At 51.0% G+C, this 21086-nt stretch carries 17 protein-coding genes and 3 pseudogenes; 12 read left to right on the top strand and 8 right to left on the bottom strand.

Features of this window, described 5'->3' with window-relative positions; translation table 11 throughout:
• Positions 1–180: 180 nt before the first annotated feature.
• On the top strand, positions 181–1425 hold the full coding sequence (locus DB847_RS09190; protein ID WP_108650414.1) for a response regulator: 1245 nt from the start codon (positions 181–183) through the stop codon (positions 1423–1425).
• A gap of 79 nt (positions 1426–1504) precedes the next feature.
• Here the strand turns inward: DB847_RS09190 and DB847_RS09185 are convergent, their stop codons facing one another.
• Both DB847_RS09185 and DB847_RS09180 read right to left on the bottom strand, forming a co-directional pair.
• Positions 1505–2602: an L-rhamnose/proton symporter RhaT gene (locus DB847_RS09185; RefSeq protein WP_108650413.1), complete on the bottom strand. Its 1098-nt coding sequence runs from the start codon at positions 2600–2602 to the stop codon at positions 1505–1507.
• A 693-nt stretch (positions 2603–3295) separates the two neighbouring features.
• Positions 3296–3775 (bottom strand): outer membrane lipoprotein, encoded by a 480-nt coding sequence (locus tag DB847_RS09180; RefSeq protein ID WP_108650412.1) that lies wholly within the window; start codon positions 3773–3775, stop codon positions 3296–3298.
• Positions 3776–3800: 25 nt separating this feature from the next.
• Here DB847_RS09180 and aat point away from each other — a divergent pair, with 25 nt between their 5' ends.
• The 4 genes and pseudogenes from aat to infA all read left to right on the top strand — a co-directional run bounded on the left by aat (position 3801) and on the right by infA (position 6709).
• Positions 3801–4502: a leucyl/phenylalanyl-tRNA--protein transferase gene (gene aat, locus DB847_RS09175; RefSeq protein ID WP_108650411.1), complete on the top strand. Its 702-nt coding sequence runs from the start codon at positions 3801–3803 to the stop codon at positions 4500–4502.
• A gap of 433 nt (positions 4503–4935) precedes the next feature.
• Positions 4936–5430, top strand: coding sequence for a substrate-binding periplasmic protein (locus DB847_RS09170; protein WP_234418541.1), 495 nt, complete (start codon positions 4936–4938; stop codon positions 5428–5430).
• Between the two features lie 277 nt (positions 5431–5707).
• Positions 5708–6411, top strand: a pseudogene (locus DB847_RS09165) (arginyltransferase).
• Between the two features lie 79 nt (positions 6412–6490).
• Positions 6491–6709: a translation initiation factor IF-1 gene (gene infA / locus DB847_RS09160; RefSeq protein ID WP_108650409.1), complete on the top strand. Its 219-nt coding sequence runs from the start codon at positions 6491–6493 to the stop codon at positions 6707–6709.
• A gap of 60 nt (positions 6710–6769) precedes the next feature.
• On the opposite strand, the gene clpA is transcribed toward infA, so the two are convergent.
• Both clpA and clpS read right to left on the bottom strand, forming a co-directional pair.
• Entirely contained in the window at positions 6770–9037 is a 2268-nt protein-coding gene (gene clpA / locus DB847_RS09155; protein ID WP_108650408.1) for an ATP-dependent Clp protease ATP-binding subunit ClpA, read from the bottom strand.
• Between the two features lie 43 nt (positions 9038–9080).
• Entirely contained in the window at positions 9081–9398 is a 318-nt protein-coding gene (clpS, locus tag DB847_RS09150) for an ATP-dependent Clp protease adapter ClpS (RefSeq protein ID WP_108650407.1), read from the bottom strand.
• A gap of 235 nt (positions 9399–9633) precedes the next feature.
• Between clpS and cspD the strand changes: the two genes are divergently transcribed.
• The 6 genes and pseudogenes from cspD (at position 9634) to purB (ending at position 14329) form a co-directional block, all read left to right on the top strand.
• Positions 9634–9912 carry a cold shock domain-containing protein CspD gene (gene cspD / locus DB847_RS09145; RefSeq protein WP_108650406.1) on the top strand — a complete coding sequence of 93 codons (279 nt, stop codon included), beginning with the start codon at positions 9634–9636 and terminating at the stop codon, positions 9910–9912.
• Positions 9913–10054: 142 nt separating this feature from the next.
• Positions 10055–10672: pseudogene (gene rluE, locus DB847_RS09140) on the top strand (23S rRNA pseudouridine(2457) synthase RluE); the annotation flags it as partial.
• On the top strand, positions 10672–11139 hold the full coding sequence (locus tag DB847_RS09135; protein WP_108650404.1) for an NUDIX hydrolase: 468 nt from the start codon (positions 10672–10674) through the stop codon (positions 11137–11139). The pseudogene rluE and the gene DB847_RS09135, both read left to right, overlap by 1 nt.
• 50 nt (positions 11140–11189) lie before the next feature.
• Positions 11190–12293, top strand: coding sequence for a tRNA 2-thiouridine(34) synthase MnmA (mnmA, locus tag DB847_RS09130; RefSeq protein WP_108650403.1), 1104 nt, complete (start codon positions 11190–11192; stop codon positions 12291–12293).
• A 15-nt stretch (positions 12294–12308) separates the two neighbouring features.
• Complete coding sequence (gene hflD, locus DB847_RS09125; RefSeq protein ID WP_108650402.1) at positions 12309–12932, top strand: high frequency lysogenization protein HflD; 624 nt, start codon at positions 12309–12311, stop codon at positions 12930–12932.
• Positions 12933–12952: 20 nt separating this feature from the next.
• On the top strand, positions 12953–14329 hold the full coding sequence (purB, locus tag DB847_RS09120; protein WP_108650401.1) for an adenylosuccinate lyase: 1377 nt from the start codon (positions 12953–12955) through the stop codon (positions 14327–14329).
• Positions 14330–14415: 86 nt separating this feature from the next.
• Here the strand turns inward: purB and DB847_RS09115 are convergent, their stop codons facing one another.
• Complete coding sequence (locus tag DB847_RS09115; RefSeq protein ID WP_108650400.1) at positions 14416–15516, bottom strand: porin; 1101 nt, start codon at positions 15514–15516, stop codon at positions 14416–14418.
• Positions 15517–16597: 1081 nt separating this feature from the next.
• On the opposite strand from DB847_RS09115, the pseudogene DB847_RS09110 reads away from it, so the two are divergent.
• Positions 16598–18234 (top strand): annotated as a pseudogene (locus DB847_RS09110) (peptide ABC transporter substrate-binding protein).
• 53 nt (positions 18235–18287) lie between these two features.
• Here DB847_RS09110 and DB847_RS09100 read toward each other — a convergent pair.
• The 3 genes from DB847_RS09100 to istA all read right to left on the bottom strand — a co-directional run bounded on the left by DB847_RS09100 (position 18288) and on the right by istA (position 21066).
• Complete coding sequence (locus DB847_RS09100; RefSeq protein WP_108652942.1) at positions 18288–18674, bottom strand: C40 family peptidase; 387 nt, start codon at positions 18672–18674, stop codon at positions 18288–18290.
• Between the two features lie 79 nt (positions 18675–18753).
• On the bottom strand, positions 18754–19509 hold the full coding sequence (gene istB / locus DB847_RS09095) for an IS21-like element helper ATPase IstB (protein WP_108649424.1): 756 nt from the start codon (positions 19507–19509) through the stop codon (positions 18754–18756).
• Between the two features lie 9 nt (positions 19510–19518).
• Entirely contained in the window at positions 19519–21066 is a 1548-nt protein-coding gene (gene istA / locus DB847_RS09090; RefSeq protein ID WP_108649425.1) for an IS21 family transposase, read from the bottom strand.
• Positions 21067–21086: the final 20 nt, after the last annotated feature.

The raw sequence follows: 21086 nt of genomic DNA, 5'->3' as shown, positions 1-21086 counted from the left end.
TAGTCGCCTCTGCCTCTCGATCCAGCCTGCCCTCCTCCTTTATTCACTCACTCTGATCTCTTCCGCCTCAAGGGCTCTTTCCTATTACCAATAGGTCGATGCTCAACAATCCATTGTCAACTGAGTAAAACCTCAGCTATCCATTACACTGTAGATAGAGTGTAAAAGCAGGATGCTCCCATGAACCGTGTATTATTGATTGAAGATGGCTCAACCCTGAGAAAACTCCTCAAGCAAGTGATCCAGGAAAAACTTGGTATTCCGGTCGATGCTTGCGAAACCATGGCCGAAGCCGTTAAGCACCTCAACGAATGCCAGGACTACTTTGCGGCCCTGGTCGACCTCCACCTGCCTGATTCACCCGATGGTGAAGTCATCGATGAGGTTCTCAAACATAAATTGCCAACCATAGTCCTGACCGGTGACTTTGACGAGACCAAGAGCCAGGAGTTTCTGAAGAAAGGCGCCCTGGACTACATCATCAAAGACAGCCATTACTCCTTTAAATACGCCTTAAAGCTACTCGACCGACTGCGCCGCAACCAGTATTGCAAGATCCTGATGGTGGATGACTCAGCCACTTCACGCACCATGACCAGCAAAATGCTCAAGCGCCAGCTATTTCCCGTACTCGAGGCCGAAGATGGCCTGCAGGCACTGGAGCTTTTAGAGAAACATAAGGATATTCGGCTGGTTCTGACCGATTACAACATGCCGATCATCGATGGATTCGAGTTGGTTCGTAGCATTCGCAGCCAGTTTGATAACCGGGCCATCGCCATCGTCGGGATCTCCGGAAGTAACGATAAGGCACTCTCTGCCAAGTTTATTAAACACGGCGCCGATGATTTCATCACCAAACCCTTTGTCCCGGAAGAGCTGCAGTGTCGGATCTTCCGGACCCTGGAAACCATGGAGCTGATGGAGGAGATCAAACAAAATGCCAATCGGGATCACCTGACTCAGGTCTACAATCGTGGCTATATGTATGAATATGGAGAGCCGATGCTCAAGCGAGCCCGGGATGAGCAGAGTGACTTCTCGTTGGCGGTCGTTGATATCGACAACCTCAAAGATATCAATGAAAGTTATGGACACAGGGCTGGCGATGCGATTTTGAAACAGCTGGCGAACGCCCTGAAAACCGTTTTCTCTAAATGCACGACCATTCGCCTGGGAAGTGAGGACTTTTGCCTGATCATGCCAGGGTTGGATAATCAAACGGCCCAGGAACGTCTGAATAAGCTCAAAGAGCGGATGGAGCAAAGTGCCATGAACTGGGAGGGAGATACCATCTGGTTTAGCTTTAGCGCCGGCGTCACCTCCATCCTGGCCGATACCCTGGAAAAGCAGCTCGACACCGCTGTGCTGCTCCTCAGGGAAGCCAAAGAGAGTGGCCGAAACCTGGTGGTTGGGGATGACTAATCTCCCCGTCAAAACAAAAAGAGCGCGGCATTAAGCCGCGCTCTTTTTGTTCAGTTTATCGCTCTCAAGCTGCTCGATATCAGGCAGAAGGCTTGCTATCCTTGAGCGTCTGCACCTTAACGACCTGCTGGCCAGTTGCTGGCTTATTCATCGAGTTGGCGCCAAATACCACCACTGCAGAAACCAGCAGTACAATACTGACCGACATCAGGCTGATCGCCTTGCGGCCCGCCCCCTTCCACTCACCGGTCATGAAGCTCCAGAAGTTCGCGGTCAGGATGATAAATGCCATAAACAGGGGCCAGGCGATGGTCGGAGCCAGGTCTCCACCGATCACAGCCTGAGCCTTACAGAACACCACAATCGATCCCCATGAGCCAAGGGCCATCAGGAACAGATAGAACCAGTATTTACCTGTCTTGGGTGCGGCAAAACAGTGCAGGCTGGAGCTCTTGATATTCTTGACCATGAAGAAGATAAAGTTCGGAATGAAGGCACCAAAAAACACCAGTGCAAAGGCAACCGTATTCGCTGGCATCAGGCTCGCCCCATTCTCCAGGGCCGTCTTGGAGATGATTGGATTAGAGAAGGCAAAGGAGTTCCCCTGAGCAATACTCCCAACCCCGGCGAGAATTGCAAACAGGACACCCAGGATCAGGTAGACACTGGCATGTCCCTTAGAGCTGTCATCTCCTGAGCTCGTCTTATTGCGGGCCGCACCAGCAGCGGTAGTCAAAATTACCGCCATCACAAAGATCACAACACCCAGCAGTTGGATATAACTATAGGTACTTCCAATCGCCCCCTTGGTCCAAAGCATCGGCAGCAGGGCGCCACCGGCGGTACCCATGGAGATATTGATGACAAAGTTTACGCCCAGTCCAATATGCTTAAACGCCAGGGCGAAAAAGACCTGACCAATCCCCCAGGCTAATCCACCCAATACCAATACCCAGATGAAATGGCTTGGCACCGAACTGATCTGACTAAAAATTGAAGAGTCCATCACCATCAGGCTGAGTACGGGTAGCAACAGATAACAGAATACGGTGTAGCCCAGCCAGATATTCTCCTCACGCCACCGTTCCATCCATTTGGTGGGTGTTGCAAAAGAGCCATTCAGGAACCCGGCGACGATACAAAGGATCACAGCCAGCAAAATAACGGAGAAAGACATTAATATTTCCTTATACCAATATAAGCAGGAAAAAACAGGTGATGAAATAACCTTATAAATAGTTTCTACATATCATGGGAAAGATGCCTGGGCACCCCATCTGCAAGCCAACTTAAGATTCACTTACAGTGTTATTCCACCCCAGCAATCCGCAGCCCAAAATTTGTGGACAGGGATACTAGCATAGCTGAAGGCCATAACAAGTTTTCATTCGAATCCCAAGTTAATTCATAAATATCTTTTCTCTCAATTTATGCTGAAATCTATATCGTCTCAGGTATCCAGATGGAGAACTTATGAAAACTTAAATCATCATCCCGAATCAAACCGAAACAAAAACGAAACCATCAGTTACAATGAACCCCTTGCGACATCGTATGTCACCATCCGATGCAGAAGATGTTATTTTGAAGTCTCCGGGCTTTAATCCATTATCAGCAAAGGAATTAACAGCAGAAGAGTAGCAGCTTGGCTGGCATCTTTATCACTCACCCCTATGAAAGGCTCAAACCATTGTTACACTAAGTGACACAGATCGCGTTATTGTGATTGTTACAGTGCAATTTGAATATGCAGATCACACTTTTATTCCACCCGCTTCCCGTTTTGTGATTTGTGTCACACAAAAAATACCGACCTCTGAATCAGAGATCGGTATTTCGAGGATCCAAATCTTGTGTAATCGCAGAGCGATCAGTAGAGATCATCATCCGTGGTATCAACCCGAACCCCATCATCAAAATACAGGATCCGTACTCTATCCCCCCGGCTAAAAGTCATCTGGGGATCCACATCCTGAATCACGTCAACCAACTTATTCTTCTCAGTGCGGATCAGAAGCTCGACCAATCTCGAGTTAATCACCTTATCCTGACCCGGCTGATAGCCAACCGCCGCCCCGCCCAAGGCACCCACAACAGTCGCCACCTCTCTGCCACGACCATCACCAAACTGGTTACCCACCAAGCCTCCGATCACGGCGCCTGCCAATGTCTTCCAGCCACTATGCTTAGAGCGGATCACTTCCTGATCGGTTATGTAGCGAACACTGTCTATCTTGCCATAAACCACCGAGTTCACCGGACGAGCTACATTGCGCTGATAAGCATTTGCCACCCCACTACAGATGACAAACAGTAATACTCCCGATAAGATCCCCCTTACACCAATCATCTTTGATCCTCCTGTTAACTCGATTATGCCGCTCTATCAGCTCTCATCCGATAACCTGCTGTTTCCTGATCCCTGCAAGGCTCTTGAGGAGCCCAACGGCCTCTTGGCCATCGGAGGAGATCTGAGCTGCCAGCGTCTACTATCAGCATACCATAGCGGGATCTTTCCCTGGTTTGAATCCGATCAGCCTTTACTGTGGTGGAGTCCGGATCCCCGCTGTATTCTTAGACCCGATAGATTTAGTCCCTCACGCTCCCTGAAGCGAACCCTCAGGCGTCATGCCTGTCAACTATGGATCAACCGGGACTTCAGCCAGACGATCCAGCTTTGCGCCCAAACTCACCACCTTAAAACCGGCACCTGGATCACCGAGCAGATGATCCAAGCCTACAGCAAACTTCATGAACAGGGGGTTGCCCACTCCATCGAGTGCTGGGACCAGGATACCCTGATCGGCGGACTCTATGGCGTCAGTGTCGGACAACTCTTTTGTGGTGAGTCGATGTTTCACCTGCGTCAGGATGCGTCCAAGCTCGCTATCTGGGGCTTGTGTCAGCACTTTATCAAGCATGGTGGACAGCTGATCGATTGCCAGGTCACCAACCCACATCTGGAACGCTTGGGTGCCATCGAGTGCTCCAGAGAGCAGTTTTTGCAACATCTGGTAGACTTGAAACAGAAGCAGGTTGCTCCTGAGTGCTGGGAGCTACAGCAGATCCAGCTATGACCAAGCTCTGTGGCTATTGGGATCAGCTGTAAACTCTGCTGTAGCCGACCCAGCGAGACTAAATGGTGGGAGATGCTGCACTGGAACTGAGAGCAGGACTGAGATCATGATTCCCCAGGGCCTCTCAGGAGATACACAGCCCCCTGAACAGTGAATAATTCTGAGCGTATTCGATGCAGCTGAAAGTATTATTGATTGTACTCATATCATTCACTCTTCTTAGTGCCCCGAGCCAGGCAAAAGAGACGCTGATCATGTCCGGTCACCCGGAGTTCAATCCTGTGATGTATCGCCAGGATTCAGCAATCATAGGCATCGGAGCCGAGCTGGCCGAGATTATATTTACCGAACTCAACATTAAGACCCAAAGCCTGTATGTTGGCCCTGGAAGCGGGTACAGAAAAAAGCAGAATCAGCGGATATCGACTTTATCGTGGGGATCTATAAAAACAGAACCCGGCAGAAGTACCTGGATTATGTTCCAACACCCTTCATGGATAACCCGGCATCTATTTTTGTTCTAAAAGGCAAGGAGTTTAAGTTTAACAAATGGAGCGATCTGATCGGTAAGGTCGGGGGGCAGGTTCGGGGAGATAAATACCGCCAGGACTTTGAGGATTTCCTGGAAGATCACAGTATAAAACACCAATTGGTTAATAATATGGAGCAGAATATAGGAAAGCTGCGCGCAGGCCGTATCGATTACTTTGCTTATGGTACCTACCCAATCCTGATCAAGCTAAAGCATAAAGGTCTGCAAGGTGAAATTGTCCCATTAGATACTCCTCTTTACGTCGGACAGTTCTACTTTGCTTTTTCCAGTCTTTCGCCATTTAAAAAACATCTCAATGCAGTCAACCAAAAAGTCATTGAATATAAAAACGATGGCACGATAGATAAGCTGATCGATAAGTGGCTAAACCAATAGCCCTCTTCCAATAAGACTCGCTATCCTTCCCTCCGAATGATTGATGCCCTATAGCAAAACCATAAGCCGATGCCGTTACAATAAACATAAACAATTGATTTAATAAGAGAATATAGTGCTGTCCTGCTTAATGAGCAGGCGATGAACTAAGATTAATCTCATCTTGCCAGATAGCCGACTGGCATCCGCGCATCCTGGAGCAGTTTTTGCAACATCTGGTACACTTGAAGCAAAAGCAGGTGGATCCAGAGTGCTGGAGGGTACAACAGATTCAGCCATGACCGAGCTCTCTCTGACAGTTGGCATCACCCAAACTTATCCCTGTAGCTACCTGCCGGGAGAGCAGGAGCGACTGATCGTGATCCAGGATCAGGACTATCATAGCCCGAAGGTTATGAAGCCCTGCTACAGCTTGGATTTCGCCGCAATGGCAATGATCTCTACCGCCCCCACTGTGCGAACTGCCAGGCCTGTGAGAGCCTGCGGGTTGATGCACTCAACTTTCAGCCCTCGGCCAGCCAAAAACGGGTGCTGCGCAGTAATCGCGACCTTAAAATGACCCTCAGCCATCAGGACAAACCCGAATATTTTCGGCTTTACCAACAATATATCGACGCCAGGCATCGCCAGGGTGCCATGTACCCTGCCCGTCAGCAGCAGTACCAGCGTTTTATCCTGTGCAACTGGCTCAACCCACTGTTTTTTGAGTTTTACCAAAAAGATCGCCTGCTGGCGGTTGCGGTGACCGATGAGCTGTCAAACAGCCTGAGCGCCCTCTACACCTTCTTTGTTTCGAAGGAGCAGGACCGCTCCCTCGGACGCTATGCCATCCTGCGCCAGTTAGAGTATGCCAGGGCCCAAGACAAACGCTGGCTCTATCTTGGATACCAGGTTGATGGCTGCCGAAAGATGAATTACAAGCGACAGTTTACCCCCCATCAGCGACTCACTCCTCACGGATGGCAAAATTTCGACGAATAATCCAGTGTAAACTTTACACATGCCAGTAAATCCGGCATGATCCCATCGCTTAATTCAGAGGCTTAGACAAGAGGATTTAATGGCAAAAGAAGACAACATTGAGATGCAAGGCACCGTGGTCGACACCCTGCCAAACACCACATTCCGCGTTGAGTTGGAAAATGGCCACGTGGTAACAGCACACATCTCAGGTAAGATGCGTAAAAACTACATTCGAATCTTAACTGGCGATAAGGTCACTGTTCAGTTAACGCCTTATGATCTCACCAAAGGACGCATCGTGTTCCGTTCACGTTAAGCCCAAAAAACCCCGGCTTCAATTACCGGGGTTTTGCTTAACGCTCAAGAGAGTGACGAGTTATTCAAGGACCGCTTCACTCTGATCCTGAAACACAAACTTCAACTCTCCCTTGCTGGTCGTGACACGCACCGAGCCACCATTGGACAGAGCACCGAACAACAGCTCGCTTGCCAGAGGCTTTTTCAGTTGCTCCTGAATCACCCGCATCATAGGACGAGCTCCCATGCTCTTATCATAGCCCTTCTCTGCAAGCCATAGGCGAGCCTCATCGGTCACCTCCATAGAAACACCCTTGGCATCCAGCTGTGCCTGCAGCTCCACAATAAACTTGTCGACAACCTGCTGGATCACCTTGATATCCAGGTGGTTGAACCAGATGATGTGATCGAGACGGTTACGAAATTCTGGGCTGAAGGTCCGGTTGATCTCAGCCATTGCATCGTGACTATGATCCTGTTGCTGGAAGCCGATAGAGGATCGCAATGTCTCGCGAACCCCTTCATTGGTGGTCATCACCAGGATCACGTTACGAAAATCAGCCTTGCGCCCGTTGTTATCGGTCAGGGTGCCGTTATCCATCACCTGTAGCAGGATATTAAACACATCCGGGTGCGCCTTCTCAATCTCATCGAGCAGCACCACCGAGTGTGGATGCTTGAGCACGGCATCGGTCAAAAGGCCGCCCTGCTCATAGCCCACATACCCAGGAGGTGCACCAATTAACCGCGAGACAGTGTGCCGCTCCATGTATTCAGACATATCAAAGCGGATCAGCTCAACTCCCATGATAGAAGCAAGCTGCTTGGTCACCTCGGTCTTTCCGACCCCGGTTGGTCCGGCAAACAGGAAGGAGCCAACGGGGCGATTTTCAGCGCCGAGCCCGGAGCGGGACAGGCGAATCGCATCGGTCAGCACTTCAATGGATCGATCCTGGCCAAACACGACCATCTTGAGATCACGCTCCAGATTACGCAGCACTTCACGATCCGAAGAGGAAACCGATTTTTCCGGGATCCGCGCAATGCTGGCGACTATGTTCTCAACATCGGAGACATTGACCGTCTTCTTGCGTTTCTTGTGAGGCTGGACCCTGAACTGGGCTCCCGCCTCATCAATCACATCGATCGCCTTATCCGGCAGGTGACGCTCGTTGATATATTTGGCAGAGAGCTCAACCGCCGCGCGCAGCGCCTTATTGGTATAGCGCACATTGTGATGCTCTTCATAGCGATCTTTAAGTCCCTGCAAGATCCGGGTGGTATCATCGATAGAGGGTTCCAGAATATCAATCTTCTGGAAACGTCGTGCCAGGGCGTGATCCTTCTCAAAGATCTGGTTGTACTCTGCATAGGTGGTCGAACCGATACAGCGCAGGGTACCGCTGGCCAACAACGGCTTGATGAGGTTCGCCGCATCCACCTGCCCACCGGATGCCGCGCCCGCACCTATGATGGTGTGGATCTCATCGATAAACAAAATTGCTCCCTCGGTGGTCTCCAGCTGACGCAACAAAGACTTGAAACGCTTTTCAAAATCGCCGCGATACTTGGTACCAGCCAGCAAGGAGCCGATATCCAGCGAATAGATGGTATGGCCCTTGATCACCTCAGGCACATCGTCATGGACGATCCGAAACGCCAATCCCTCAGCAATCGCCGTCTTACCGACTCCGGCCTCACCCACCAACAGTGGGTTATTTTTACGCCGCCGACACAGGATCTGCACCGCACGGGTCACTTCATCCTCACGACCGATCAGAGGATCGATACGCCCCTCTTCGACCTGCAGATTGAGATTGGTTGCAAAATTCTCAATCTGGGTGGTGGTACTCTCTTCCACCGACTGCTCACTCTCTCCCCCAAGGCTGGGTGGCAACCCACCACTGCTTTGTTCCTTGCGGATCCCATGGGAGATATAGTTGACGACATCCAGTCGGGTCACATTGGCTTTTTTCAGAAGATAGGCGGCCTGTGACTCCTGCTCACTAAAGATTGCCACCAGCACGTTGGCACCGGTGACCTCGGTCCGCCCCGAGGATTGCACATGAAAAACAGCACGTTGCAGAACCCGCTGGAACCCCAGGGTTGGTTGAGTCTCACGCTCACTATCGTCCGCAGGGATCAGGGGGGTGGTTTCTGCAACAAACTGGGTGATCTCCTGGCGCAGCGTCTCGAGTTCTACACCGCAAGCCACCAGGACTTCACTGGCAGATGGATTGTCCAGCAGAGCCAATAGCAGGTGCTCTACCGTCATAAATTCATGGCGAGCCTCACGTGCATCTTTAAACGCAAGGTTCAGCGTGTCTTCCAAATCCTTTCTCAGCATAGGCGCCTCCCCAAAGCAACCAGTACATTGTTATGGTGTCGGCTCAAACTGTTTCCATTGAGCAGAGCAAGGGGTAGTCGTTCTCCCTTGCATAATGATTGACCTGAGCCACTTTTGTTTCCGCTATATCATGAGTGTAGACACCGCAGACACCCTTACCTCGATAGTGGATAGTTAACATAATTTGAGTGGCGTCATCCAAATCCTTACTAAAAAATTTCTGCAAAACCTGTACCACAAAGTCCATCGGTGTGTAGTCGTCATTATTCAAGACGACCTGATACAACGAAGGCGGCTTTATCTTAGTTTTTCCGAGAGCCGTTTGCTGCTCTTTGAAAATCTGTTGCTGAACACTACTCATATTTGGATCTTAGTACCTTCTTAGCCAGGAGACTAAACACCAATTTATCAACATTAATGTTTAGATAGCGAACATTTTCGTTAACAACTTCTTGACTCGCTCAAAAGTTCCTCTAAACTGACGAAATTGTGACGCTCCGTCACGCATCAGGCGAGTCCTCGCTAATATTTATAACTTGGCAAGCGCCAGTGACTCAACGACTTTAAGGTTTTTCAAACAAAAGGATGTAAGAAGTATGGCAACCGGAACAGTTAAGTGGTTCAATAATGCCAAAGGATTTGGTTTTATCTGTCCGGAAGGTGGGGGAGAAGACATCTTCGCTCACTACTCCATTATCCAGATGGAAGGATATAAAACCCTCAAAGCAGGCCAGAGTGTTCATTATGAGGTCGAGGCCGGTCCTAAAGGCTTTCACGCAACCCTGATCGTGCCAGTAAGCACAGATCCCCAGCAACTCCCTGTGCAAACATCCGTTCCAACGGAGCTTGAAGAGTCTGAAGCTGTTCCCGCGTGACGCTTTTAGAATCTGCATCAGCACTTCTGAACCTCAAAGCAGGCCGCGCCTGCTTTTTTACTGTCCTGTGCCCGGTCGCTCTCTTTTGTGTCTCCGCCTCTTCTGCTAAACTGCCGGCAACTAATCTCGTTTGAATCAAGCTATGCCCACGCCTCGCCGCTCTGTTCGCAAACGCTCTCCAGGTCATAAAACAACTCGCAACGCCTCACCGGCAAAGTTGTCGAATGAACCCACCCGGATGATCCTGTTCAACAAGCCCTTTCAGGTCCTATGTCAATTTACTGACGAAGACGGAAGAATGACACTTAAAGATTTCATCCCCATTCCCGGCGTCTATGCCGCCGGTCGCCTGGACCGGGATAGCGAGGGGCTGTTGCTGCTCACCAATGATGGAAAACTTCAGGCAAAGCTGACCCAGCCCAAACGCAAAACAGATAAAAGCTACTGGGTGCAGGTCGAGGGGATCCCCAGTGAACAGAGCCTCGATGAGCTACGTCAGGGAGTTACCCTCAAAGATGGCCCAACCCTGCCCGCCAAAGTCCGGCGAATCGATCCCCCGGCGATCTGGCCCCGCACTCCGCCGGTCCGAGAGCGAAAATCTGTGCCTGACTGCTGGCTTGAGATCACCATCAACGAGGGGCGTAATCGCCAGGTACGACGGATGACCGCCCATATCGGTCACCCGACCCTGCGTCTTATTCGCCACCGGATTGGCCAGTGGAGCCTGGAGGGGTTAGAGCCGGGTCAATGGAGGGAGCTATGAGCTTTTCCCCCCATGTCACCGTGGCCTGCATCGTTGAAGCGAACCAGCGTTTTCTGCTGGTTGAAGAGTTCGATAGGGGCACCCGGGTGTTCAATCAACCGGCGGGTCACCTGGAGGCCGGAGAATCACTGATCCAGGCGGTGACACGGGAGCTCAAAGAGGAGACTGGCCTTGAGCTTGAGCCCGATGGCCTGGTGGGGACCTACCTCTTTACCAGCCCTCACAACGGCATCACTTACCTGCGTTTTTGCTTCTACTGCAAGTTGAATCAGCAGCCCATCGGGCATCGAGGAGATGATCCCGACGGTGATATCATCGCCTGCCACTGGCTGACCCGCCAGCAGATAGAAAAACTGGACAATCTTCGCTCGCCCCTGGTACTGCAGTGTCTTCAGGATTATCTCAGGGGGCAGCGCGCACCTTTAACCCTGGTACAAAGTGATCGGGACACATCTGTCCAATAAATGGGAAATTTGCTAAGATGCCCGGGTCTTTTAGCAAGTTATGCAAATCCATGAATCAAAAATCATCACAAAAAGTTATCATCGGCATGTCTGGCGGTGTTGACTCCTCCGTTTCTGCCTCCCTGCTACTTGAACAGGGCTACCAGGTGGAAGGCCTGTTCATGAAGAACTGGGAAGAAGATGACACGGATGAATATTGCTCAGCCTCAGAAGATCTCGCCGATGCCCAGGCGGTCTGTGACAAGCTGGGAATCGAGTTGCATACCATCAACTTTGCTGCCGAATACTGGGATAACGTGTTTGAACACTTCCTGTCTGAATACAAGGCAGGGCGGACCCCGAACCCGGATATCCTGTGTAATAAAGAGATCAAGTTTAAGGCTTTCCTGGAGTTTGCTGCCGAGGAGCTGGGTGCCGACTATATCGCCACCGGCCACTATGTCCGGCGTCACGACACCCAGGATGGCCATGTGCAGATGCTCAGAGGCTTGGATCACAACAAGGATCAAAGCTACTTCCTCTACACCCTGAGTGAAGATCAACTGCGCCAGAGCCTGTTCCCGGTCGGCGAGCTGGAAAAGCCGGAGGTGCGGGCAATCGCCGAAACCAAAGAACTGATCACCGCCAAGAAAAAGGACTCCACCGGGATCTGCTTCATCGGAGAGCGCAAGTTCCGTGACTTCCTGGCCCGCTACCTGCCTGCCCAACCGGGCGATATAGTTACGGTTGACGGTGAGGTGATCGGCAAACATCAGGGCCTGATGTACCACACCCTGGGTCAACGTAAGGGGCTTGGGATCGGTGGTCTGAAAAATTCCGGGGAACAACCCTGGTATGTGGTGGATAAAGATCTTGAGAACAACCAGCTGATCGTGGCTCAGGGGGATGATCATCCCCGCCTCTTTGCCAAAGGATTGATCGCCCGTCAGCTTCACTGGGTAGACCGTCAGCCTGTCACCCAGAGTCTGCGTTGCACCGTGAAAACCCGTTATCGTCAACAGGACCTCCCCTGTACCATCACTCCGGTCGATCCCGATACCATAGAGGTGATGTTTGACGAACCGCTTGCCGCCGTCACTCCCGGACAATCCGCCGTATTCTATCTGGGTGATATCTGTCTGGGTGGCGGAGTGATTGAAGCCCCCATCAAATAGAGAATAGGAAGCATAGTGAGCGATAAAATCACTTCTCAAACCCTCGCCTTTGCCGGAATCTGCCAGGCTGCGGCTCTGGTTCAGCAACTGGCGCGCCAGGGTAATTGTGATGATCAGGAATTCTATCAAACCCTGCACAGCATTATTGAGACCGATCCTCAAAACCCCCTTGCTGTGTTCGGAAGCCACCAGCACCTGCGACTGGGTTACCAGACCATCATTAACCAGCTCAGTGCCGAGGCATCGGATCGTAATGGCGAAATCACCCGCTACATCGTGGGTCTCATCGCCCTGGAGAGTAAGATCGGCAAACGCCGGGATCTGATGAATATGCTGGGCGAGCGGGTAAGCCAGGTCAAACGTCAGCTCACCCATTTTGATCTCACATCTGAATCGGTGCTGGCCAATCTCGCCAGCATCTACAGTGACATTATCAGCCCGAATGGGCCAAAAATTCAGGTTGCCGGGACCCCCCTATATCTCCAGCAACCTGTCTATCAGCACAAGATCCGCGCTCTGCTGCTTGCCGGCATCCGGGCCTGTGTCTTGTGGCGCCAGGTCGGAGGGAGACGACACCACATCATCTTCTCCCGTAAAAAACTGACCCAGCAAGCACAAAAAATGATCACCCAGTTCTAAGCCCCCTAAGGAGTTTGTGAATGAAACTGTCGGCATTGACCGCGATTTCCCCTATCGATGGACGCTACGGTAGTAAAACTGAGCAACTGCGTTCAATCTTCAGCGAATATGGCCTGATCCGCTTTCGGGTAGAAACTGAAGTGCGCTGGTTGCAACAGCTGGCACAACACCCTGCCATTAAAGAGGTTCCCTCTTTCTCTGAAGATGCCTACCAGAAACTGGAATCGATCATCACTGAGTTTGGTGAAGCCGATGCCGAGATGATCAAGACCATCGAGCGCACCACCAATCATGACGTCAAAGCGGTTGAGTACTACCTCAAAGAGAAGGTCTCCGGACACCCTGAGCTGGAAGCCGTAAGCGAATTTATTCACTTTGCCTGTACCTCCGAAGATATCAACAATGTCTCTCACGCCCTGATGCTCAAGGAAGCACGCGAGCAGGTGATCCTGCCGTTCTGTAACCAGCTGCATGATGCGATTGCTGCCCTGGCGACTGAGCTGCGTGATGTACCCCTGCTGTCACGCACTCATGGCCAACCCGCCAGCCCCAGCACCATGGGTAAAGAGATGGCGAACTTTGCCTACCGTCTCAAGCGCCAGATCCGTCAGATCGAATCGTGCGAAATCATGGCTAAGATCAATGGTGCCGTTGGCAACTACAACGCACATCTGAGCGCTTATCCGGATATCAACTGGCACAATTTTGCCCAGCAATTCATCGAGCAGCAGGGCCTGACCTGGAACCCTTATACCACCCAGATCGAGCCCCACGATTACATCGCAGAGCTGTTCGATGCCCTGGCGCGCTTTAATACCATACTGCTCGACTTTGATCGGGATATCTGGGGTTACATCGCCCTGGGTCACTTCAAGCAAAAAACCGTGGCCGGAGAAATTGGCTCCTCCACCATGCCGCACAAGGTCAACCCCATTGACTTTGAAAACTCCGAAGGCAACATTGGTCTGGCAAACGCCCTGTTCAGCCACCTGGGCAGCAAGCTTCCGGTCTCTCGCTGGCAGCGTGATCTCACCGACTCTACCGTGCTGCGTAACTTAGGAGTTGCCATCGGTTACTCGCTAATCGCCTATCAGTCGACCCTCAAGGGGATCGGTAAACTTGAGATCAACCTGGCACAACTAGCTGCCGAGCTGGACCAGAACTGGGAAGTTCTGGCCGAGCCGGTTCAGACCGTGATGCGCCGCTATGGGATCGAAAAGCCTTACGAGAAGCTCAAGGAGCTGACCCGGGGCAAGCGCGTTGATGCACAGGCGATGCAGCAATTCATCGACTCTCTGGATCTGCCCGAGCAGGCCAAGCGGGAGCTTAAGGCGATGACCCCGGCCAACTATATTGGGGCAGCACCGAGCCTGGTCGATAAGCTCGGCGAGTATTAATTTAAGCTCTGACTACCCGCAAAAAACCCGGCATCTACCGGGTTTTTTATGGCTTGGACGATTAGCAAGATCGCACAGGGAAGCGATCAATAGTAATAGTAGAGACCCACATAGAGCTGATTATCCGGATCCGTCACCACTGGATTACCGGAGTCATCCTGTTCACTGAAGATCTTGTGATTAAACACATACTCGGTCACCGCAAATATATTTGAGGTGAAGTTGTACTTAGAGCCAAGCACCAGGTTGTTAGAAAAGGTTGAGCTCACACCTGAAGGCACATCTCCATCAGAGGCTTTCTGGTAGCTATATTCAGCATAAGGAGTCCACTGCTTAAAGTGGTGCTGAATACTCAATACCACCCCATTGGATGCAATATCCTGAGTTTTGCTGGCATCCGGCACATCTGTATTCTTAATGGTCATATATTCATAGCTTGCAGCCAGTTGCAGCCCCTTAAGATTATAGGTGCCGCCAACGGACCAGTTCACTTCGTGAACACCGGTCTCAAAGCTCACCGACTGAACTCCGGCTGCCAGATCTAACACACCGGCAGTTTTGAAATCATAGGGATGCTCTACCGAGGCCTCAAACACATTGGTACGCACCGCATCCTTGGTACCATAAGTTTGCCAGAAGGTATCCGCATCTCCCGAGGCATGGGCACCGGCGGTAAACTGCAAATTATACCCATGCACTGATACGGCATAGTTCACCACACCCTGCTCAAAGCTGCGATCCTCATAGCTATCTCCGCCAAAGTACCAGACGATATCTGCAATTTCGCACGGAATGCTAAAGGCTCCCGCCTGTTGACCAAAGGTCAATGTACCGTATTCATGCCCGTTAAAACCCGCGTAAGCCTGCCTGGAATCAAAGGTTCCGTCACTGCTGCGCTCGGCTGCAACATCCCAGGCAATTGAACTGACCGCATCCCATTGCTCGTTTAACTTCTGGGTTAAATCAAACCCTAAACGGGCACTGGCGGTAAAGTGGGTGTTATCTCCCTCACTGCCGGGGTTATCTGTGGGGCGGGCATTATTATCATGCCCGGTAAGAAAGCGTGGATTGACCCGTCCATAAAGACCGACGGTACTCCCATCTTTAGAATAAATCGTGGTGGTTGCATTCGCCGCGGCGCTTGCACAAAGAGCCGCAACCACGACTGCAGTAGCTGTTTTTTTCATAGATCTGTCACCTAAAGAAACAATTAAACAAAAAAAGATCTAATTATTTCGGGTTCTTTATTCCCGTTTTTATTATTCCCTGTACCGGATATACCCCGAAAAGGTGAAGCACTCAGATTTTTGGCACACTCAAAGAGCCATCAGATAAATGGCATATTTGTATCGAATCATGATGAATAGGATATACCTATATGAAAAGATCCATGAATAAAGCATGGCCCATCATATGAAACAGTGAAAAAATAAACCTCTGAAATGCAGTTATAGCACCTTAATTAAGCTCCCTCTTACAGTTTTATATCTTCAGCTGCATGTCATGTTCTGTCATGAGCTAATTAACCCTATCACTGGAAAAAAATGCGTTCAATGAAAATTTGATATCAATCACATATTTATGAAAGTAAACAACTATAGAGCAAGTTAAATTTTAACCAGAGCCTCCACCTCTGAATCCATAAGCCAACCCCCGATATCCAATAGCAAAAACCCTAATGACCGAATTAAATACCCTTTAAATATCAACACAATAGACACCAGACCGTGATAAGGACCGCATTCGCAACACCAAATGACGAATTAAATATCATTCGAATTTAGTTCTGTAATACTCTATGAATAAACTTTTATTCCCATCATCCTCAGCGGAGTAACTGAATGAATAACAAAAGTATTTGCAAACGCCACTTCTTTATTAGGAAACCTGAAATAACTCACCTCTAGTCTAACGATCAAAATAAAAAACAAGACTTAGCACTGACCTCCACTAAAGAGTAACGGTTTGTAACCCGTCGTTTACTTGTTGATTAATAAGATATCACTATGTTAGTTTCTAGGAGGTTAAACAGAGCGCGTTATATGTATAGGTTATGCCAGCAATCAAGTCGCCATCGTGAATGATTTTTTATCCATGGAGTTCACCGAAAAAAACATTCAGCTTGTTTACCGGCATGATATCTAATAATTCATACTACATGCCTGTGCATTTATGAGATAAATTTCTCTATCACACGCTCTGAGAATATCGATAAATAGCCTTCATCCCGACCCATGCTGTGACAGGGACCTTTACCAAGGAGCCACTATGTTTCATTTCAATCGGGCTACAGCCTCTGTGCTGATCGCAGGAGCAAGCCTATGCTCATTGCAACTCGTTCATGCTGCCGAAGTTCCCTCCGGAGTTAAGCTTGCCAAAGAGCAAGTGATTCACATCAATAATGATGCTGAACCCCAATCTCTCGATCCCCAGAAAGTATCCGGACTATACGGCGGCACTATCGACAATGATCTGTTTGAGGGACTGGTTATTGCCTCACCTGAGGGTGGAGTCAGACCCGGAGTTGCTAAAGATTGGCACGTCAGCAAAGATGGTAAGACTTATACCTTTCACCTCAGAGAAGATGCCCGCTGGTCTGATGGATCCCCGGTCACAGCCGAAGATTTTGTTTATTCATGGCGGCGCGCCGTTGATCCTAACACCGCCGCCCCCTATGCCGGCTATGTCGCTATGGCCAACCTGAAAAACGCTCAGGCAATTATCGACGGTAAAAAATCACCAGAAACTTTAGGTGTCAAAGCCATCAATGCACACACGCTGCAAGTAACCCTGGCTCAGCCCGTCTCCTACTTCGTGCAAATGCTGCAACACCATATCTTCTCCCCGGTTCCCGAGCGAATCATCTCTAAATGGGGTGATCACTGGACCCGTCCCGAACACATGGTGAGTAATGGCGCCTATAAGCTCGATAACTGGGTGGTGAATGAAAAAATAGTCCTAAAACCTAACCCGGAATACTGGGATCACAACAACACTGTTGTTCAGGAGGTCGATTACCTGCCGATTACCGATGAGCAGGCGGGAATCAACCGCTTTATGGCCGGAGGTGTCGATGTCACAAGTGTTCCGGCCATGCAGGTACACCGGATGAAAAAGCTCTATCCCCAGGAGCTTCACCACTCCCCAAGCTTAACCGTCAACTACCTCTCTTTTAATACCCGCAAACCACCCTTTAATGATGTCAGGGTGCGCAGAGCCCTCTCCTATGCCATCGACAGGGAGGTAATTGTCAAAGATGTGTTGATGGATGTAGGCTATCAAGCCGCCTATAGCTTTACCCCCCTTATTACCCACGACTTTATTGCCCCTAAGCTGCCATGGTCACAATGGACCCAAAAGCAGAGGGATCAAAAAGCCAGAAAGCTGCTGAAAGAAGCGGGCTACAGCGCCAGCCACCCCTGGTCTTTCACACCACCTACACCAAGACGCCATCGGTAAAACGCTTGAATGTTGCCATGGGCGCGATGTGGCAGCAGGCTTTCGGCCCCATGGTGAAGATCAGCTACGACAATCTGGAGTGGAAAACATTTCTGGATAGAGTCAATCATGGCCAGTTCGAGGTGGTCTCCATGGGCTGGTCGGCAGACTTTAACGACCCAGCCACCTTCCTTGGGATCATGCGCTGCTCTGATGGCAACAATAGTGCCGGCTGGTGTGATCCTGCTTTTGACAAACTGCTCGATGATGCAAGAGCAACCAATAATGAAAAGCGTCGCATTAAAGATTATCAGCAAGCGGAAGCCATCATAGAGCGGCAGTTCCCGATGACCGGTATCTATGGCTCGGGTGGAAACAAGCTGGTCAAATCTTACGTGGGTGGCTACTCCTTTAACCCCATGGGGATGCGTTACTCAAAAGATCTCTACATCAAGGCCCACTCCTGAATCCGCTTCTCGGGAGCCCCAAAATGGCGCTTAGCGCCATTTTGGGACTGTTATCAGGATTTCAGGCGCCTCGCGCCCAGATAGAGCTTGCTCCAATACGTTGCATTCAGATCACTGAGTTGCAGGTAGGGGGCATTTTTTCCCTGGTTATCGGAGACGGTGGCATCGATAAACAGCAATTTGTCGTGCTGCTTTTTGAGGAACATCCCCACATGGGTCACTCTGTCCTTGCCAAAAAACAGCAGATCACCCGGATGCAAAGCGTTGCGTTTTACCGATAGAAAACCCTTCCACTGGGCCTGGGGGCCAGAGTCGCGTGGCAGGATAACCCCCATGGTTTTATACATCTGCTGCACAAAACCTGAACAATCAAAACCAAAGCTAGAGCTCCCTCCCCAGGTATAGGGGGTTCCGATAAAGCGGGTCGACAGGCTTACCATGCGTATTATCGCGATGGCGATCACCGAATAATATGATGTCGATCACCTCAACATCCCGTCTCACAGACTGGGTTATTTTTTACCCTGAGTGATCGGCATCCGTCAACTCTGCGGTGATTTTTCTCATCGATTCTCCGCATAATTCTACACGGATCGCTCCATGAACCAGACGATCCAGGATCGCATCCGCATGGGTTGATTCACCGATCATTGTGTGCCAGTGCTCCAGCGGAAGCTGGCTGCCGATCAGTGTGGCTCCGTGACCATGGCGAGCATCGATTAACTCCAGTAGATCGCTACGCTGAAGCGCATTCAGCGACTCCAGTCCCCAGTCATCGAGGATCAGAAGCGGCGTGTTTCTCAACTGAACCATCAGCTTTCGATAGCTGCCATCAGCCTGAGCCAGCTGCAGTTGCTCCAGCAGCTCTTTAAACCGGAAGTAGCGAACCCCGAGTCCCTGCAGACAGAAGTGATGGCCCAGGGCGCAGGCCAGATAGGTTTTCCCGCACCCGGTCGCCCCGGTCAGGATCAGAGTCTGCCCCAGGCTAAGCCAGTATCCCTCTGCCAGTGAGCGGATCTGGGCTCTATGCAAGCCGCGATCACTTCGATAATCCAGTTGCTCCAGATTTGCCTGCAGCCGGAATCGGGCCTGCTTGATAAGGCGCTCGATCCGCCGCTGAGACCGATCCGTCAGCTCCTGCTCCAGCAGCAGGCTGAGTCGCTCTTCGAACCCGAGTTCCTGGTAGTGCCCGGGTTGCTGATGTTGCCTTTCCAGGGCATCCCGGATACCACTTAGTTTCAGCTCCCGAAGTTGCTGTTTGAGTTGTTCTGTCATCTTTGATCCTTAGTGATAGTAGCCTGAGCCACGGATATTGAGGTGAGTGAGCTCCGCCAGACGATCCGGCTGAGTTTCGGGCAGTGGCTGGCCATCCAGCCCCTTTTCCAGGATGGAGCGGATCCCTTTCTGATAGTAAACGCCCGTTCGGTCTGCTCGCTGGCAGGCCGCTTCTAAGCGGGGGCGTCCATATCGCTTTTCCAGGTTGAGGATCCCAAGGCTGGCCCGATATCCAAGCTCCGGGTGGGACTTTCGGTAGAGCAGCTGTTTGATCACCGCAAGCGTGGAGGGGCCTATCTCCTGAGCCCAGTTCAGAAAGCGTCCCGGGGTCCATTGCATCTGCTTTTGGTGTGCGACCGGCATATGATCGGGGTGGGTGGTTTGCCCTCCCTGCTGATAGCTGCGTGGATGTGTCGCGACACAGCGACCACCATGATAGATCCGTACCAGGTTGTCGCAGATATGCGCTTCAAGCTTGCGTTTGAGCAGGGTATAGGGAACCGAGTAGTAGTGCTTGTCGAGCTCGATGTGATAGTCGATATGAACCCGAACCGCCTTCACCCGGGTGAACTGATAGGGGTTTTGAGGCAGCGATTTGAGCACCGGTTTGTCTAGCAATTCAAACTGTGATTTACGGCTTCCCGGCAGCTTCTTGAACGGGCGATTGTTCAACTCGGTGAGCAGAGCCCCGATCCGCTGGTTTAGCTGAGCCAGACTGAAGAAGGTCTCATGGCGCAGTTTTGCCAGGATCCAGCGCTCAACGATCTGCACGCCCACCTCAGCCTTGGCTTTATCTTTGGGCTTGTAAGGACGGGCAGGAAGCACTGCAACACCATAGTGTGCAGCCAGCTGCTGATAGGTAGGATTGAGATCTGGCTCGTAGCGACACGCTCTACTGACTCCGCTTTTGAGATTATCCGGAACGATCATCTCTGGTACTCCCCCCAGAAATTCGAAGGCCCGTTTATGGCTCATCACCCAGTCTTCCAGCCCCTGACTCAAGGTTGCATCGGCGTAGGTGTAGCTGGATGCACCCATCACAGCGACAAAGATCTGAGCCCGACGCTCCTCCCCAGTCCTCGGATCCACGATGGGCACGGTTGGACCGCAGTAATCAACAAACAGTTTTTCACCGGCTTTATGGCTCTGACGCATTGAGGGAGACTGGCATTTACGCCACTCACGATAACGCATGCAGTAATGGTTATAGCTGTAGTGGTTCTTGGGATGTCGCTCAGCATACTCCTCCCACAGGAGTTGTAGCGTCATCCCTTTGCGTCTGAGCTCCTGATGGGCCACGGCCCAATCCGGCAGAGGAGGTGTCTGACGAACCGTGATCCGGGTCTCAAGGAACTCACGGCGCAGCCGCTCTTCATCCCACTCAGCAGGCAGAGGCCATTGGCATAGCCCCATCTGTTGGGCCCTTTTGCAGTAATTGGACACAGTCGACGGAGACACAGACAGGCTGCTTGCGATCTGGCGGTGACTCAGGCCGCCTTGGTACTTGAGTCTGAGGATCTCTTTGAGTTTTCGCATGGTGATATGCACCGTTGGCATGGCTGGCTCTCCGCTCGAGG

This window comes from Dongshaea marina (genome assembly GCF_003072645.1).
Taxonomy (GTDB): domain Bacteria; phylum Pseudomonadota; class Gammaproteobacteria; order Enterobacterales; family Aeromonadaceae; genus Dongshaea; species Dongshaea marina.
Note: the sequence above shows the minus strand (reverse complement) of the source record. Positions and strands in the feature narration are given on the sequence as shown.